This is a genomic window from Paenibacillus sp. FSL P2-0173, assembly GCF_038008045.1.
Classification (GTDB): Bacteria; Bacillota; Bacilli; order Paenibacillales; family Paenibacillaceae; genus Paenibacillus; species Paenibacillus polymyxa_B.
In genome coordinates this window covers 431,861-449,482 of record NZ_JBBOYK010000003.1, presented here as the reverse complement: position 1 = coordinate 449,482, position 17,622 = coordinate 431,861, and the positions used below count along the sequence as shown (strand labels likewise).

Below are 17,622 nucleotides of genomic sequence, written 5' to 3'. Positions count from 1 at the left end.
AGGAGGAGTCGTCTCATGAAGTTGTCCAAGGTTTTGATGTCATTACTATCCGTGGTTTTGTTAGCGGGGCTGTTTACTGGCTGTACCTCAAAGAAGGATGAGCCAGCTGCCAGCTCTGATCCGAAGGGTGTGGAAGGTGAAATTACGGTTATCACACAGCGGACTGATATTGTGGATACCGTATTTCAGGATTACGCCAAGGAATTTAACAAACTTTATCCGAACGTGAAGGTCAATTTTCAGGCATTGGCCGATTATGAGGGTCAAATTAAAATCCGTATGGGGACCAGGGATTATGGAGATGTTTTGCTGATTCCTGGCAGTATTCCAGTTGAAGAGCTGCCCAACTTTTTCGAGCCGCTGGGTACTTATGAGGAGATGAAAAACAAGTATACCGGCCTTGAAGAACGTACGGTGGATCATAACAGCTACGGTATTCCAATTGCGATGGTTTACTCTGGTGTGATTTATAACAAAAAGGTGTTCAAGGACGCAGGAATCACGCAGCTTCCCAAAACACCGGATCAATTCCTGACAGCGTTACAGCAGATTAAGGACAAAACCAAGGCAGTGCCGCTGTTTACGAACTATGCCTCTGGTTGGGCACTGACCCAGTGGGAGTCTAGTCTGGCAACATTGGCGGGTACGAAGGAATATGTGAATGTCACACAACCGAATACAGATGACAATTTCACGAAGGGCCAGCCCCACTATGAACTGTATAAGGTCCTGTACGATGCGGCTAAAAAAGGCCTGATTGAAAAAGATCCAACGACTACAGATTGGGAGACCTCCAAGGCGGATCTCGCTCAAGGCAAAATCGGTACGATGGTGCTTGGCTCTTGGGCGATTGACCAGATCAAAAGCACAGCTTCTAACAAGGATGATATCGGTTTTATGCCTTTCCCGACGAATGCCTCCAAGGTACTTGTGCCTCTGGCTGGTGATTTTAACCTCGGTATTAACGTAAACAGTGAAAATAAACCGGCGGCCCGTGCCTGGGTGGATTGGTTTACCGAAAAGTCCAACTATGCCGTAGAGCAGGCAGGTAGCATTAGTCCGCTGAAGGGTGCCCCAATGCCTAGCATTTTGAAGCAATACGAAGATCAGGGAGTCGTTTTTGAAACGCTCACTCCGTCTCCAAAAGGACAGGAAGGGATTGTCGATAAAATCGACAAAAAGGGAGAAATCGGCTTGTGGCAGCCTGACTTCAAAAAACGCATTATTGAGGCAGCAGTCGGTAACCGCCCGGAATCGTATGACACCATTATGAAGGATCTGAACGACGCATGGGTGAAGGCGCGTGCTGAAGTGGCTGCAAAGGAAGCAAAATAGCCATCTGAACTGACGAAAAGAAAGGATCGACGTAGCAGTCGATGGACGGATAGCCAGGAGGTGCAGCATGTTAAAATTTTCGAATCTCAGCTACTCCAAACAAAGATTGGCGATTATTGTTGCCTTTTCATTTATTCCGCTAGCGCTGCTGATCACTTTTGCGTACTTGCCGGTGATCAATATGTTTAAATACAGCTTTTCGGACTGGAACGGCTATAGTAAGCGTCTGGAATATGTGGGTTTTGAAAACTATATCAAAATCTTTACCGACCCCGAGTATTTCTCGGTGTTTAAGGTCAGTCTGTATTACTTTGTAGCCACGTTTGTACAGATGGGTCTGGCCCTTTATTTTGCAACCATTCTCAGCTTTCAGACCTGGTTTAAAAATTTCTTTAAAGGCGTTTTATTTTTTCCTTCCCTAATGAACGGGGTGGCCATTGGTTTTATTTTTCTTTTCTTTTTTAAGCCAGACGGCACGCTCGATACCCTGCTTCAGGCAGTGGGGCTGGGTTCGTATGTCAAGCTGTGGCTGGGCAACCCGGAGATTATCAATATTTCGCTGGCTGGCACGTCGATCTGGAGATACATGGGCTTTAACTTTATTGTGTTTCTGGGTGCGATTTCTTCCATATCCAGTGATTTGTATGAAGCAGCCGATATCGATGGAGCCAACCGCTGGCATCAGTTCCGCTCAATTATTTTGCCGAGCATCAAGCGGATTTTGCAGTTGAATCTCATCTTGGCAATTAGCGGTGCGGTCAGTGCATTCGATATTCCGTATATTATGACCGGTGGCTCCAACGGTAGCGAAACATTCGTCATTCAAACGCTTGATGTGGCATTCAAATACAGCAAGGTCGGTTTGGCCTCGGCGATGGCGGTTGTTCTGCTGCTGATCGTAATCGCTGTTACGCTGCTTCAACGGTTGCTAATTCGGGGAGAGGAGGACTAATCATGTATAAGCTGAAAATAATACTGGCTAGCAGCATCAAGTATGCGGCGCTACTACTAGGTGCGTTCATTGCACTGCTGCCGATTGTCGTAATTTTGTTTGCATCTTTGAAGACGAAGACTGAATATGCGGCAACCAGTCCTCTGACTCCCCCCGTGAACTGGCTGAATTGGGCTAACTATACCAAAGCCTTTATTAACGGAAATATGCTGACCGGATTTGTGAACACAGCTTTTATCCTGTTGATTTCGATCATCGGAGCCACATTAACGGGTTCCATGATCGCGTATATTTTGAACCGTTTTAAATTTAAGGGCAAAAGTCTTATGCTCGGAGCGTTCCTGCTCGCGACCCTCATTCCGGGGGTAACGACACAGGTATCGACATTTCAAATTATCAACAAACTGGAGCTGTTTAACACGCCTTGGGCGGCGATCTTGCTGTATTTGGGAACGGATATTATTGCAGTGTATATTTTTCTGCAATTTCTGGATTCCATTGCGGTGGCGCTAGATGAATCAGCCATGCTGGATGGGGCCTCCTATCTGACGATCTACTGGCGCATTATCTTGCCCCTGCTGAAGCCTGCCATTGTGACGGTGATCATTATCAAAGGCGTTAATATTTACAACGACTTTTACACCCCGTTCCTGTATATGCCCAAAACAAGCCTTCAGGTTATATCGACGGCGCTGTTCAAGTTTAAAGGGCCATATGGCTCGCAATGGGAAGTTATTAGCGCGGGCATTATCATTGCCATTATTCCGACGCTGATTGCGTTTTTATCATTACAAAAATATATCTATAACGGATTCGCGCAGGGTTCAGTGAAATAGAATAACGGCGAAATAGAAAAATGATGAGATCAAGTATATCGGTGAGAGGAGAATATACGTATGAGTAAATTGAATGTGGATTTGGATGTAGGTGACGTACGAATTTTGGGAGAAAGTCTGTCGAAAATGCCGTGGCAGGATAAGCCGGAAGGTAGCGAGGCTCCGGTGTGGAGGCATACTGAAAACCCAGTCATTGGACGCAATCCGGTGCCGGGTATTGCCCGTATTTTCAACAGTGCAGTAGCTCCGTATGAGGGACGGTTTGTAGGGGTATTCCGGGCTGAAACGATTAATGGACGTCCGCATTTGCATCTAGGCTGGAGTGACGACGGGTTGGCTTGGGACATTGAGACAGAACGTCTGCATTTGGTCGATGAGGAAGGAAGCGATTACCAGCCTAATTATGCTTACGATCCGCGTCTGGTCCGCGTGGAGGATACGTATTATATCATCTGGTGTACAGATTTTTACGGTGCAGCGTTGGGGATAGCACAAACAAAGGATTTTAAAAGCTTTGTACGATTGGAAAATCCGTTCCTGCCGTTTAATCGCAATGGTGTGCTGTTGCCCCGCAAGCTAAACGGAAACTTTATGTTGCTATCCCGTCCGAGCGACAGCGGACATACACCGTTTGGCGACATTTTTCTAAGTGAAAGTCCTGACTTGGTCTATTGGGGCAAGCACCGTCATGTCATGAGCAAGGGCGGACAGGGCTGGTGGCAATCGGTAAAGATTGGCGGCGGACCGGCCCCGATTGAGACGACCGAGGGTTGGCTGATGTTCTACCACGGGGTGACGGGCACGTGCAATGGGCTGGTATACAGTATGGGCGTAGCCGTTCTTGACCTGGATGATCCGTCTAAAGTTAAATATCGTTCCTCGAATTTCGTGCTGACCCCAGAGGAATGGTACGAAGAACGGGGCTTTGTGCCGAATGTGGTTTTCCCGTGTGCTACGCTACATGATGCGGACACTGGGCGGATTGCGATTTATTATGGAGCCGCTGACACGTATGTAGGTATCGCATACACGACAGTAACTGACATTATGAAGTATGTTATCGCAACGGATGAAGTGGTCGCAGACGACCGTGAGTCGGGCCGGATGTAGGAGGAACTTGAATGCCAGAGGATATGTCTTTACAGCAATTGCAGTCATATATGGGGAGTAACCCGAAGCCGCTGGACTTTGACGCATACTGGGAACGGGCATTACAGGAGCTGGAGCGGCAGCCGCTTGATTATACACTGGAGCCTGCTGATTTTGTCTCTCCCATGGTGGAGTGTTACCATCTATATTTTACTGGAGTGGGCGGAGCGAAGGTTCATGGGAAGCTGGCTCGTCCTAAGCACCTTACGGAACAAGGTCCAGCGTTGGCCATGTTTCATGGATATTCCTGCGACAGTGGTGACTGGTTCGACAAGGTGAGCTATGCGGCACACGGATTCACCGTGCTGGCTATGGATTGCCGGGGGCAAGGTGGGCTGTCCGAGGACAATTTGCAGGTTCAGGGAACGACGGTTCGCGGCCATATCATCCGGGGGATTGACGACCCGGACCCGGATCGGATGTATTACCGCAATGTATTTTTGGATACCGTGCAGACGGTACGCATTCTGATGTCTATGGAGCAGGTCGACCCTGAACGGATCGGCGCATTTGGCTGCTCCCAGGGAGGGGCCTTAACGGTTGCCTGCGCTGCATTGGAGCCACGTGTCCGTATGGCAGTTCCGGTATATCCATTTCTGTCGGACTATAAAAGAGCTTGGGCGCTGGATGCCACTACATCTGCATATGAAGAACTGGTTTATTATTTTCGTTGGTTTGATCCGAATCATATGCGCGAGGAGGAGCTCTTTCACCGACTAGGCTACATCGATATTCAACATTTGGCAGATCGTATTCGTGGTCGTGTGTTGTTTGTGACAGGGCTGTCGGACACCATCTGTCCACCCTCCACGCAGTTTGCGGTGTACAATAAAATCGTATCAGACAAGGAAATACTCCTGTATCACGAATACGGTCATGAGTATCTACCCTATCTGTCGGATCGTGCCATGAGCGAATTTTTGCGGCTGTAGGGGGTTGAACTTAGCCACAGGCTCCTTTATAGTAATAGCTATAACCTTCGTGAATGCGTAATAAATGAATGCCCCATTTGTATAACCTCAATAATATGGTTTGAGGGTCTCTACCAGGAACCGATAAATCCTGATTACAAAAAGTGTACGTCTTGTACATTTCTTGTGGTCAGGATTTTTTTGCGTAATACGAGGGAATTTACATGACAGCAAAGGAGCTAATGTAATGAACTTCAAAGTAGTTATTTTAACGATTGCGACCTTTACGGTGGGTTTGGTAGAGCTGATTATCGGTGGCGTGCTACCCCAAATTGCGCAGGATTTGAATGTCTCCGTAAGCACGGCAGGACAGCTTATCATGATCTATGCGCTCGTGTATGCTATTGCTGGGCCAACTTTGTTGGCGTTGACCGCCAAAATTGAACGAAAACGACTGTACCTGTGGTCGATGTTTATCTTTATTCTGGGAAGTCTGCTGGCCTTCTGGAGTCCGAATTATGCTGTCTTGTTTGTATCCCGTATCGTTACCGCTGCAAGCGGGTCGCTGATCGTGACATTGTCGTTGACCATTGCAGTCAAAGTGGTGTCCAAGGCTTATCAGGCCCGTGTCCTTGGTGTCATCTCCATGGGGGTTAGCTCCTCCATCGTTCTAGGTATTCCAGCCGGGGTGCTGATTGGAAATGCGTTTGGCTGGCGGGTGCTTTTCCTGATCATTGCCTTGTTGACGGTCGTTGCTATGATCGTTATCAACTTGTTTATGGAGCGGATTCCGACGGAACATGTTGTGCCTATGCGCGATCAGCTGAAATCCTTAAAAAATGTTAAAGTCATCAGTGCTCATCTGGTGACCACGCTGACACTGGCGGGCCATTACACGTTATATGCGTATTTCACTCCATTTTTAGAAAATATGATGGGCTTAAACGCTTCGTGGATTAGTGTGGCCTATTTTGTCTTTGGGCTGGCGGCAGTGAGCGGCGGATTTATTGGCGGCTCTTTGGCAGATCGGTTCGGCACAGCGAAAAGTATTCTAGTCGTCGTAGGCGTGTTTATCGCCGTGATGTTCTTGCTGCCATTCTCAATCCACTCGATTTATGTATTTGCGCCACTACTGATCATCTGGGGCATACTGAGTTGGGCCTTGTCGCCCCCGATGCAAAGTTATCTTATTGAAAATGCACCCGAATCGGGTAGTATTCAGCAAAGCTTTAATTTCTCCGCACTCCAGGTCGGGATCGCTCTCGGTTCTGCCCTGGGAGGAGTAGTGATTGAGAATAGTGAATCTGTTGCCACGAACGCTTGGGTGGGTGGGGCATTTGTGATTGTTGCTTTTGTCTGCGGCGTATTTTCGATTACCAGAGCGGGGACATCACAGGCTGTCAGAGGGCACCACTCTGTTTCATAATTCGCTGAACCATCGCCCTCTTTTATAATGCGAGCAAACATGTTATACTACACACAATTATGAAGAAGGAGGTGAGGTAGGTGAATCACGAGATGCTGAACAACCGTATTAGCCAGCTGCCGATTGCTATGGCTGGCATTGTTCATGCTTTTCCATACAACGGGAGAAGTCTGTCCAATTTTAATCATACGGTTGTAAACATCGCGAGAAGACGCCTACCTTAACTCGAACGGATTGCTGTATCTTCCGAAGAGTCGCGGGGTTGCTCCTGCGGCTCTTTTTGTGTTACCCAGGTAAGGGTCTTCCTAAATAAAGGAGAGCCTGAACATGTATATAGTAAACGGTCAACAATTGAAAAAATACCACGCTGCCAATCTGATTTTGGATGGTGCATCGTTTGATATCCATACAGGAGAAAAGGTGGGACTCATCGGCCGCAACGGAAGCGGTAAAACCACCCTATTACGCCTAATCGCACGTTTGTCCCGCCCGGATGAAGGGCAGCTCGTCATCGCCAAGGATACGAAAATCGGCTATTTACCGCAAATTCCGGCGGAGTTTGAGAGTTTTACTGTGTACGAAACGCTGGCTTACGCCTATCGTGAGCTGAAGGATTGCCGCAATCAGATGAGCACACTGGAACGGGAAATGTCAGATCCGGTTGTGGCAGCAGACGTAGGCCTTCTGGAGAAGCTGCTGCAATCGTATGCTGCCTTGCAGGAACGGTTTGAGCGCAACGGCGGCTATGAAATGGATGCAAATATTGATCAGGTAGCGGATGGTCTGCGTATTCCCAAAGGAATGTATACGCGCAGCTTCGGCTCGCTGTCAGGTGGAGAGAAAACAAAAATAGCGCTGGCATCACAGCTCATCGGGCGGCCGGATTTGTTGCTGCTGGATGAGCCGACCAACCATCTGGATTTGAAGGGGCTGGAATGGCTGGAGCAATTTTTGCAGGGCTACACAGGTGCGTGTGTGGTTGTATCTCATGATCGTTATTTTCTGGATCGGGTCGCCGTTAAAATGATTGAGCTTGAGGATGGCGAGGCGTTTACGTATTATACGAACTACAGCGGCTATGTTAAGGAAAAGGAAGAACGATTGCTACTGCAATTTGAAGATTATAAGGAACAGCAAAAGCGGATTAAAAAGATGAAAGAGGCCATTCGGCGTTTTGAAGAGTGGGGGCGCAATGGCGACAACGAAAAGTTTTTCAAAAAAGCAGCCTCCATTCGTAAGGCGTTGGAGCGTATGGAGCTGGTGAAGCGGCCTGTATTGGACCCGCAGGGGGCGGAATTTCACTTAAAGCTGGAGGATCGTTCCGGTCGCCGGGTGCTACAGTTTGAAGAAATCGTTAAAGCCTATGGAGAGCGTCAGATATTAAACGGGGCAACGGGCAGCCTGGAATTCGGTGAAAAGGTGGCCTTGCTGGGCGATAACGGTTCAGGCAAAACGACGCTGCTCAAGCTGCTGCTTGGTCAGGAAAGCGCGGATGCAGGCTCGGTCCAGTGGGGTGCGCGCGTGGAGTATGGATATTTGGCGCAGCAAGAGAGAGAGCGGAATAGCCGAGCGACTGTGCTTGCTTACTTCAAGGAGGAAGCAGGGGTGGAAGAAGGCGAGGCGCGCGGGTTGCTAGCGAAGTATTTGTTTTACGGTGCCGATGTGTTTAAGCCCGTGAGCATGCTGTCAGGTGGCGAATGGTCCCGCTTGCGGCTGGCGTTGCTGGTCATGAAAAAGCCAAATTTGTTGGTGCTGGATGAGCCGACGAACCATCTGGACATTGACTCACGCGAGGCGCTGGAGGAAGCGTTAGACACCTACACGGGAACGGTACTGGCGATTTCACATGACCGCTATTTTGTGAATAAGCTAGCAGGACGCGTGTGGGAGCTGGAGGCTGGAAAGCTGACCTTTTATCTGGGCAGCTTTGACGAGTACCGAGCGAAGAAGCGGGAGCTGGAAAACGCTCGTCTACAGAGCGAGGGGGGTACCGGGACGCGCCCGACATCTGCAAGCAGAGCCGCATCCGGTGGCGGCTCAGGCTCGGGTACAGCTGCACATTCCAGTGCAGCGAGCAATGGCACGGGGCCGGCTGCGCATACGGGAGCGACTGCGGGAGCCGATGCGAGCCGTGCACGCTCAAATCGCTTGGGCTCGCCCGCTGCCGGGTCTGGGGCCCGCGAAGCGAAGGCCGCGAAGCCATCACGCACGCCCGCTGCATCCAGCGAGCGGTTGGAGCGGGCCATCGCCGCCAAAGAAGCAGAATTGGCGGCGGCGGATGCCGAGCTGGAGCTGCTCGGCACAAGCGGCGATACGATCCACATGGCGGAGCTGTGGGATGCGCGTGAGCGGTTGCAAGCCGAGCTGGACACGTTGCTCGGCGAGTGGGTTGAGCTGGAGTAGGTGACAGGCTAGTAGTTACTGGCTAGAAAACAGTTTATTTTATATAGAAGGTAGCCCTGAGGTAGAACGTTTACTGAAGGGCTACCTTTTTTGCAGTGAAAAGACAAAGATATCATCACAAAAATTAATGACCATTAATTAAGATAAATGGTATTGATATATTATTGTTATTATATTTTACATATAAAGAAAGTTGTTTGCATTTCGCAACATATGATACTTTTTAAATTGAATAAATAATATGATTCATTGTTAAATGAAGTTTGTGTTATCCATCATGATCTTACATATCAAATGCACGCGTTGGAACTATGTTGTGATTTGTTATGGATGGAGGGAATAGTATGTCGGACTCCTTACTAGAGGTCAGTCAGGTAACGAAAAAAATGGGAAAAAGGCACTTGTTAGACCGTGTTTCTTTTAAGCTTCAGAAAGGGAAGATCTATGGATTCATCGGACCTAATGGAGCTGGTAAAACTACAATGATGCGAATCATGACCGGATTAATGCAGCCAACCAGCGGTTCTGTAAAGATAGCCTCATATGATGTACAGACGGATCGGGAAAAGGCGCTGTCCAAGGTGGGGGCTATTATTGAATCTCCGGTCTTTTTTGATTATATGACAGGCAGGCAGGTTTTGCGCAATTTGTCACGGCTGCACTCTGAAATTGCACCCTCTGATCGGGAGATACATGTTGAAGATTTACTTACAAAGGTAAGATTAGAAAAACGAGGGGACGACAAGGTGAAAACCTATTCTCTCGGAATGAAGCAAAGGCTAGGTATTGCGCAGTCCATGCTAGGCGCTCCTGATCTCCTGCTGCTGGATGAGCCATCCAACGGTCTCGATCCTATGGGGATGAGAGAACTGAGAGATATTGTGCTTGGTTTGCGTGATTCAGCGAATTTTGCCTTTTTTATCTCCAGTCATCTGTTGGATGAACTGCAACAGATGTGTGACGAACTCATGGTTATCAAAGAGGGCAGGCTAGTTTGGCAGGGACCTACTGATCAATTAGTAGAGGACGGCCAACGGCTAGAGGATGCTTTTATGGGATTGATGGGACTATGAAATCATTAATATACAGCGAGTTCGAGCGATTGTGGAGACGAAAGTGGTTCTGGCTCATGGTATTATGTACACCGATTCTAGCCTGTTCGACAGGAGTATATTTTTTGCGCACGATGAAGGTTCCTGTAGAGGTATTATCCTTAAACTTTGTCGTTACTGGTCTGCGTGAGAATTTGTTTTTAGTATGCAACATAGCTGTGGCTGCTTTAGCTGCTGCTGTATACACAGAGGAATTTCGAAGCGGGCAACTGCGGTTGTTATTTATGCGCCGATTTACCCGCGGGCAGATTTTCTGGAGTAAACTGCTGGTTTTAAATGCTACTATTTTGTTTCTTCTCATTGTATTTGCAGTATCCTCGCAGGTGATCGTTGAAGTATGGACTCTTTCCTATGATGTAAGTGATGCGGGGCTGTCCGGATCTCAAGGACTGCAGATGCTTAAATACTATGGTTGGGCGCTTGCCTCATTATTAGCAATAAGCTCCTTTTATTGTTTTATCGCTATGTATAGCAAAAGTGTAACGTATGCTATCGGTGTTTGTATGGTTTACAATCTGGGCTCTTTGTTGTTTGATTCATTGTATTTAAAATTGGTCTCTTTTGTTTCTCATATCCCATACCTATACAATGTGATCGCATTTATGATTATTCCATATATGCAGCATACAGGATTAGATAGATCCTTAATCGGGAATTCGTCTGTGAATGGGGCGATTATCACCGTGGTTAGTCTATATCTTATCTTTTTTACTTGGGGCGCATACCGCCGTTTTGTGACTGATGATTATCTGTATTAGGGGCATCCGTAGCCTGAACATCATAAAAGTAAAAGAAAGATCCAATTGACCGCTTGAGGGTCAGTTGGATCTTTTATCGTTTCTTTTCCATAAGGGACGGGTATTAATTGTCTAGTCCCGCATAGATTGACATAGGGGAAAAGGAGGTATGAGCATGTGGAGTTGGGTCAAAAAGCTGTCTACACTGGCGGCGATCCTTTTGTTGGCTGTTTTTGTAAGCGCATGCAACAAGGGCGATGCTTCGGGTAAGGTGAAAATTGAGTTTTTTCAAAACAAGCCGGAGGCCAAGGGTTCATTCGATAAGCTAATCTCTCAATTCAATCAGGAACATCCCAGTATTGAAGTGACACAGGTCAACCCGCCAGAGGCAGAGACCGTGTTATTGACCCGGGTTGTCAAAAACGATGTACCTGACATTGTGGGGCTTGGGGCCACAGATACCTACTCCATTTTGGCACAAAGCGGTATTTTTACGGATCTGGCGAATACAGAATTGCCACGTACGATTGACCCGATTTACCTCAAAATGCTTAAGGATGTGACCGGGGTCGATCCCGTGTATGGAATTCCTTATGCTGCGAATGCGAATGGTGTGATGTATAACAAAACTCTTTTTAAGGAAATGGGATTACAGGTGCCTAAAACGTGGGATGAGCTGATTGCAACGGCGCAAAAGATCAAGGCTGCTGGGAAAATCCCGTTCTATTTTACATATAAAGATGATTGGCAAACGAACCTCCCCTTTAATGCGCTGGGCCCGAATCTGGTGGGCATTGATTTTTTCCTGCAACGGCGTGAAAATCAGGTCACCTTTCAGGACAAGTACCGCGAGGTTGCTGAAAAGCAGCTGGAGCTATTGAAATACGGGCATGGTGATAATTTTGGCAAAAACTATGCCGACGGTAATCGTGCCTTCGCTAACGGGCAGGGATTGATGTACATTCAGGGCTCGTGGGCCATATCTGAAATTCGCAAAGCCAACCCGAAAGTGGAGCTTGGTTTTTTCCCATTACCGACAGGGAATGATGAAAAGGCGGTCAAACTGGTGTCCGGTATAGATACACTATTAGCCGTATCGGAGAGCACTCCGCATAAAAAGGAAGCCGAGGAGTTCATTGCCTTCTTGTTGAAGCCGGAGAACAGCAAGCAATACATTACAGAGCAAACGCTGTTTTCGGCGGTGAAGGGAGTTACGCAGGATGATCCGAGTGTGGCGGAGCTGTTGCCTTATTTTAAATCGGGCCGCGTCATTGATTTTGCCGATCACTATATTCCCAAAGCGGTCCAATTGAATTCTATTGTGCAGGCCTTCCTGCAAAACAGAGACATCGACGCTTATCTGGCCAAGCTAGACAGTGAGTGGAATAAGGTAGCTAACCGCCGATAGGAGAGGAGGAGGAGACATGAATAAGCGACTAACGACTTTTTACTGGATGACGGTGCCGGCGGTGCTATTGTTTTTTGTATTTTTGACCTTGCCTGCCTTGCAGGGCTTTTATTATTCGCTTACGAACTGGAACGGCTTTGGTCATCAGTATCACTTTGTCGGGTTTAAGAACTATATTAATTTGTTTCAGGATGACAATGTGGGGAACGCATACTGGTTTACTTTCAAATTTGCGATTGTGGTTACCATTGCGACTAATATCCTTAGTTTGCTGATTGCGCTAGGGCTGAATGCTAAAATACGGTTTCGTAACTTTTTCCGCGGTATTTATTTTCTGCCTAATATTTTGAGCGTGCTAATCGTGGGTTACATATTCAATTACTTGTTCTCGAACGTGTTTACGATTTGGGGGCAAAATTTAGGGATTACCTCATTGTCGACGAACATTTTGGGCAGCGAACAACTGGCTTGGGTGGGGGTTGTCATCGTAGCTGTATGGCAGGGGATTGCCTTTAATACGATTCTCTATCTGGCCGGGCTGCAAACCATTCCGACAAGTCTGTATGAGGCGTCCAATTTGGACGGTGCGGGTAAATGGCGCGAATTCTGGAGCATTACCTTTCCGTTAATTGCTCCATTTTTTACGATCAATATGGTATTGGCGATGAAAAATTCCCTGATGGTGTTCGATCAGATCGTGGCTTTGACGAATGGCGGGCCGGGTCGGGCCACCCAGTCGATTTCCCACCTGATATACACCGGAGGCTTTAGAGGCGGAGAATTTGCTTATCAGTCGGCTAACTCTGTTATTTACTTTATTGTGATCGCGATCATTTCCATCTTACAGCTGCGATTCCTCCAGAGAAGGGAGATGGATAACTGATGAAAACAAGCAGACGTACCAACTGGCCTGTGCTGCTTCTGGTAGCGTTGGGGACAATATTTATTCTGTTTCCCCTCTATATGACGGTGACGATAGCACTTAAAAATCCCGAGCAGATGGCGCATTCCGCCTTTGCCTTTCCGACCGAGCTGCATTGGGAGAATTTTAGTCGTGCAGTGGAAATGACCAACTTCTTCAGCGCTTTTCAGAACAGTGTGATGGTCACGACATCGACGGTCATACTCACTTTGCTAACCAATTCGATGGTCGCTTATGCGATTGCCCGTAATATGCAGCGACGCTTTTTTAAGGGATTATATTTTTACTTTGTGAGCGCCATGTTTATACCGTTCCCGATCATCATGCTGCCGATTGTAAAACTGGCCTCGGGCCTTCATATGACTAATCTGTTGGGTCTCATTATGCTGCATACAGTGTATGGTTTGGCGTTTAATGTTTTCGTGTATGTCGGTTATATTCGCTCCATTCCGGTGGCATTGGAAGAGGCAGCCACGGTAGATGGTGCGACGACATGGGGTACTTTTTGGCGCATTATATTCCCGCTGATGGCGCCGATTAGTGCTACGGTGGGAATTCTCACTTGTCTGTCCACATATAACGACTTCCTGCTGCCGCTCATTATTATCAGCGATGCAGAGCAGTATACACTGCCGCTCGTTCAGTATGTGTTCCAGGGGCAGTTCAATACCGACTTTAATCTGGCTTTTGCTTCGTACCTGATGGCCTTGCTGCCGATGATTATTGTCTATCTGATTGCACAAAAATGGATTATCAATGGCGTTACGCAAGGTTCTGTGAAGTAGGGCGGGAGTCAATCGTTTCAGGCAGACTGTGCCTTCCTAGGAAATTAAAAAGGGGTTCCCTATACCACGGTTCACCCAGGTATAGAGGACCCTCTTTTTATAGCATTGCTATTTAGCTGCTTCGCTGTTGCTTGTCAGAGGCTGCAAGGGTACGGTTGTCTCTGCTTCCGGGTCGTCCGTTGTATAGTAGAACATATAGATAGAAGCTTCCTTCCCTTTGAAGTTCTTGTAGACATCCACTGCCTTGTTATTGCCGTCTCCGGCGAAATTGGCTGTGATCGGCTTGCCGATAATTCGTTCTTTACCCAGGCCAATATGCGTCTGGTTAATCCCTCCAAAGTGAGCGTCCTCGCTTTCGGTTTCTACGAATAAGTCCGATCCCTGTTTGTAGTAGGTCCACTTCACAGGATAGCCACCGATTTGCGTCGTTAGCGTCTGCTTTTGCTCAGAAATATCAGTTAAACGCTGTGGCGTTTTGTCATCCGAATGGGGCGTAACCTTGTATTTGCCTGTAAAAGTAACAGGAGTGTCCTTGATAATCACAAGATTGGACGGTCGTTCAAAACGGATCGTGTTCAGATCGTGTTCCTGATCAGGTGAAGACCAACGACTACCCTCCAGCGTTGTGCCGTTCACAGAAAGAAAGTATTTTTGATAAGGTAACATGGCGAATTTCTTTTCGCTTCTGATCGTGACACGGATTTGTGTAGGTGTGACAATCATTTGTTCTAGCGTAAAATTCGGGTTGCCGTTCTCCAATGGGGTATTCAGCACGCTTTTAATCGTTCCGCTTTCCATTTTCTTCTTGCTTAGCTGCAGATCAAGGTTTATGGGTTCATTTATACTTTTCTCAGTTTGCGCATATTGCAGTTTGAAAGTAGTCTGTCCTTCCGGTATATCTGCTTTAGTAAAATACTGCTGGGCTGTGTATTCCCCATTCTCTCCGGGTGTACCAAAAGCTCCTCCAGGCTGAGGCCGCACAGGTTCTCCACCTTTGTAGGCAATGATTTGTGGATTGTCCCATTCCTTCGGCTTGGACGAATCGAAGGTAATTGCCGAGGACAGCATTAGCTTATCCTTCCCTTGTTCGAATACCTGTACCTTCAAATCTTGTAAGCCGTTACGATCCAGCTTGAACGTCTGCATCTGAGGCGATTTGATATCGAGCGGCAATTCCAGTTCCTGAACGCTGGTGAGCTCAATATGATCTACGGTCAGTCGCACGTTCTCTGTTTCTTGCTGCGGTGTCCAATCGCTTTCAAAGTAGCCGTTATAACGTTGGTTTTTCTCGTCCCATTGTTGAAAGCTATACTCGCCCGCACTGCTTTTCCCCGCAGCACTTTTAAGTGATACGCCTTTGACATTCCAAAACTCGTTGTCTGCGCGTTTTCCGACCTCCAAGCTGTACAGAATCACGGTCCGGTTCTCATCGACAATAGCGGTATGCAGCGTCAGCTTCACTCCGTCTCTGGTTACGGATTGCTCCAAGGGCTGTCCAAGGTCTTGATTTAGTGCCGTCTGAATGCCGCTTCTTCCGTGCAGCAGATCGCCCCAATTATAGTGGATGGCGGCATAGACGGGAACGGCAACGAGAAGTGCACTCAGAGAGGCGGCGATAGCTATTTTGCGCCAATTTCTGTGTCGGTGCGGAGTGAATGAATCGGAAGTGTCGGTTAGCGTAGGGGCAGTATGCCCTGTCTGTTCCATCCGGTTCCACATCTCATCGAAGTCAGGATAGGCCATCTCCGAATCATCATTTAACTTGCGCTTCAATGCCTTTTCTATGTTGTTCATAGTTCTCTCCTTCCATCTCGGGAATTTGTACACCTGCATCCCGCAGTATTTTCTCCATTAACTTTAGCCCTTTGTGAGTCCTCGATTTGACGGTTCCCAGCGGAATTTCTAGCAGTTTTGATATTTCCGCCAGCGTGAAATCATGCATATAGCGGAGTGTCAGCACAGCGCGGATTTTGGCTGGAAGACGATTCATATAAACGGCCCATTCCTCTGCCGATTCGCGTTCTTCCACCAGCCTGTCTACAGGCTTACCTTCCGCCCCGCTAAATAGATAGGGATTAGCCGATACCTTCAAATGCAGGCTTTTCTGGCGTTTAAGGTAATTCAGACAATGATTGACCGTAATCTTCATAATCCAGGCTTTTAGTTGTTCGATCTGTTCACGATTGCTGCGAAACAGGATGATAAACACTTCCTGTGTTAAATCCTCTGCATCGGATGCATTATGTACCATGTAGTAGCAGGTTCGGTATACATCTCGTTGATACAAATCAAACAACTCTCGATTACTCTCCAATGATGTGCTCTCCTTTCTCGTGCAGTTTATCTATATAACAACTGAGGTCCTCAAAAGGTTCATTTGGTTGCGAAAAGTAAACCGTCTGCTTCAAATGTACCATGATGTATCTATGTTGTTTGCTCATCTATGGATAAGGAAGTAGCAATAAACGAAAAGAAGCCTGTAAATCTCAAAAAATGCAGATTTACAGGCTTCTTACATTTTCCGAAGCTAGAGCTTACGGAATGAACATTCCTTCACGCGAAACCGCGTCAACGGATTAGCTTGCGGACCTACTCCGCTTAGTCAACCAGTCGTACTAGCGTTCTTCCTTGCGAGCGGGCTGCAAGGATGTCTTCGAGCGCGCTTGGCAGGTCAGCCAATCCGACTTCGCGCTCAACGAGCTGCTCCAGCCGCTCCGGCTTCCATTCGCTGCCGAGTCGCTTCCAGATCGCTACGCGGGTGTCGTATGGGCAGAAGACAGAGTCTATGCCCAGCAGACTTACGCCCCGCAAAATAAACGGCAGCACCGTCGTAGGCAGCTTGGTGCCTGCCGTCAGGCCGCTCACGGCTACAGAGCCGTTGTAGGCGATTTGGCTGAGCAGCGAAGCGAGCGGCTTTCCGCCTACAGGATCAACAGCCGCTTGCCAAAGCTGCTTGCTCAGCGGGCGGATGCTCTCCGCACCGTCGTAGACCTCCTCGCGGGAAATGACCTCGGCTGCTCCGAGCGCCTTGAGGTAATCGTGAGCATCAGCCTTGCCACTGCTGGCTACGACATGATAGCCTCTCTTGTTCAGCAGGGCAATGGCTGCCCCGCCTACGCCGCCCGTCGCTCCGGTGACGAGTACCTTGCCCTGCTCCGGAGTAACGCCGTTTTGCTCCAGCCGATATAACGACAGGGCTGCGGTGAATCCAGCTGTCCCGAAAATCATCGCCTCTCTCGGCGTGAGTCCGTCTGGAAGTGGAACCACCCAGTCCGCAGGCACACGTGCATATTGGCTGAATCCCCCGAATTGAGACACACCCAGCCCGTATCCGGTAACGAGCACCGCTTGTCCTTCGCTAAAGCGGCTATCCTCCGAAGAGACGACGGTTCCCGAGCAATCTATGCCTGGTACGAACGGATAGGATTTGACAATATTTCCATCCTTGTGGGCAGCAAGCCCATCTTTATAATTGATGCTGGAATAAGCGACACGAATCAATACTTCTCCAGCAGGTAAACTGCTAGCTTCCAGAGAACGTACCTCTGCTTGAACTTCACCGTCCTGCGTCTGATCGACGACAAGAGCTTGAAATGATTGAGTCATCTGTAAAAGCCTCCTTTATTACCTTTTAACCCTATGAATG

General features: G+C 48.0%; 16 protein-coding genes and 1 riboswitch. Of the genes, 13 read left to right on the top strand and 3 right to left on the bottom strand.

Features of this window, described 5'->3' with window-relative positions; all coding sequences use genetic code 11:
* The first annotated feature begins 15 nt into the window (after window positions 1-15).
* The 13 genes from MKX30_RS18435 (at window position 16) to MKX30_RS18375 (ending at window position 13,976) form a co-directional block, all read left to right on the top strand.
* Window positions 16-1,335, top strand: coding sequence for an ABC transporter substrate-binding protein (locus MKX30_RS18435; RefSeq protein ID WP_235306645.1), 1,320 nt, complete (start codon window positions 16-18; stop codon window positions 1,333-1,335).
* Between the two features lie 67 nt (window positions 1,336-1,402).
* Window positions 1,403-2,287 carry a carbohydrate ABC transporter permease gene (locus MKX30_RS18430; RefSeq protein WP_053326360.1) on the top strand — a complete coding sequence of 295 codons (885 nt, stop codon included), beginning with the start codon at window positions 1,403-1,405 and terminating at the stop codon, window positions 2,285-2,287.
* Between the two features lie 2 nt (window positions 2,288-2,289).
* Entirely contained in the window at window positions 2,290-3,123 is an 834-nt protein-coding gene (locus MKX30_RS18425; RefSeq protein ID WP_028540810.1) for a carbohydrate ABC transporter permease, read from the top strand.
* A 60-nt stretch (window positions 3,124-3,183) separates the two neighbouring features.
* On the top strand, window positions 3,184-4,233 hold the full coding sequence (locus MKX30_RS18420) for a glycoside hydrolase family 130 protein (protein ID WP_028540809.1): 1,050 nt from the start codon (window positions 3,184-3,186) through the stop codon (window positions 4,231-4,233).
* An 11-nt stretch (window positions 4,234-4,244) separates the two neighbouring features.
* Window positions 4,245-5,204 carry an acetylxylan esterase gene (locus MKX30_RS18415; protein WP_071558075.1) on the top strand — a complete coding sequence of 320 codons (960 nt, stop codon included), beginning with the start codon at window positions 4,245-4,247 and terminating at the stop codon, window positions 5,202-5,204.
* A gap of 57 nt (window positions 5,205-5,261) precedes the next feature.
* Window positions 5,262-5,361, top strand: a riboswitch (purine riboswitch).
* 69 nt (window positions 5,362-5,430) lie between these two features.
* Window positions 5,431-6,609 carry an MFS transporter gene (locus tag MKX30_RS18410; protein WP_023990880.1) on the top strand — a complete coding sequence of 393 codons (1,179 nt, stop codon included), beginning with the start codon at window positions 5,431-5,433 and terminating at the stop codon, window positions 6,607-6,609.
* 80 nt (window positions 6,610-6,689) lie between these two features.
* A complete protein-coding gene (locus MKX30_RS18405) occupies window positions 6,690-6,833 on the top strand; it encodes an RAxF-45 family protein (protein WP_016822706.1) in 144 nt (47 codons plus the stop codon).
* 103 nt (window positions 6,834-6,936) lie between these two features.
* Window positions 6,937-9,012 carry a ribosomal protection-like ABC-F family protein gene (abc-f, locus tag MKX30_RS18400; protein WP_103744473.1) on the top strand — a complete coding sequence of 692 codons (2,076 nt, stop codon included), beginning with the start codon at window positions 6,937-6,939 and terminating at the stop codon, window positions 9,010-9,012.
* Between the two features lie 344 nt (window positions 9,013-9,356).
* Window positions 9,357-10,085: an ABC transporter ATP-binding protein gene (locus MKX30_RS18395; protein WP_053326355.1), complete on the top strand. Its 729-nt coding sequence runs from the start codon at window positions 9,357-9,359 to the stop codon at window positions 10,083-10,085.
* Window positions 10,082-10,882 (top strand): ABC transporter permease, encoded by an 801-nt coding sequence (locus MKX30_RS18390; RefSeq protein WP_071558076.1) that lies wholly within the window; start codon window positions 10,082-10,084, stop codon window positions 10,880-10,882. The genes MKX30_RS18395 and MKX30_RS18390 overlap by 4 nt, the downstream gene beginning before the upstream one ends.
* Before the next feature lie 154 nt (window positions 10,883-11,036).
* A complete protein-coding gene (locus MKX30_RS18385) occupies window positions 11,037-12,269 on the top strand; it encodes an ABC transporter substrate-binding protein (protein WP_053326353.1) in 1,233 nt (410 codons plus the stop codon).
* 16 nt (window positions 12,270-12,285) lie between these two features.
* Complete coding sequence (locus MKX30_RS18380) at window positions 12,286-13,152, top strand: carbohydrate ABC transporter permease (protein ID WP_053326352.1); 867 nt, start codon at window positions 12,286-12,288, stop codon at window positions 13,150-13,152.
* A complete protein-coding gene (locus MKX30_RS18375; RefSeq protein ID WP_023990874.1) occupies window positions 13,152-13,976 on the top strand; it encodes a carbohydrate ABC transporter permease in 825 nt (274 codons plus the stop codon). Before MKX30_RS18380 ends, MKX30_RS18375 begins: the two co-directional genes overlap by 1 nt.
* 108 nt (window positions 13,977-14,084) lie before the next feature.
* Here the strand turns inward: MKX30_RS18375 and MKX30_RS18370 are convergent, their stop codons facing one another.
* The 3 genes from MKX30_RS18370 to MKX30_RS18360 all read right to left on the bottom strand — a co-directional run bounded on the left by MKX30_RS18370 (window position 14,085) and on the right by MKX30_RS18360 (window position 17,582).
* Window positions 14,085-15,770, bottom strand: a complete 1,686-nt coding sequence (locus MKX30_RS18370) for a DUF4179 domain-containing protein (protein WP_053326351.1) — start codon at window positions 15,768-15,770, stop codon at window positions 14,085-14,087.
* Window positions 15,730-16,290, bottom strand: coding sequence for an RNA polymerase sigma factor (locus MKX30_RS18365; RefSeq protein ID WP_053326350.1), 561 nt, complete (start codon window positions 16,288-16,290; stop codon window positions 15,730-15,732). The genes MKX30_RS18370 and MKX30_RS18365 overlap by 41 nt, the downstream gene beginning before the upstream one ends.
* A 284-nt stretch (window positions 16,291-16,574) precedes the next feature.
* Window positions 16,575-17,582, bottom strand: a complete 1,008-nt coding sequence (locus tag MKX30_RS18360; protein WP_264454415.1) for an acrylyl-CoA reductase family protein — start codon at window positions 17,580-17,582, stop codon at window positions 16,575-16,577.
* Window positions 17,583-17,622 lie beyond the last annotated feature (40 nt).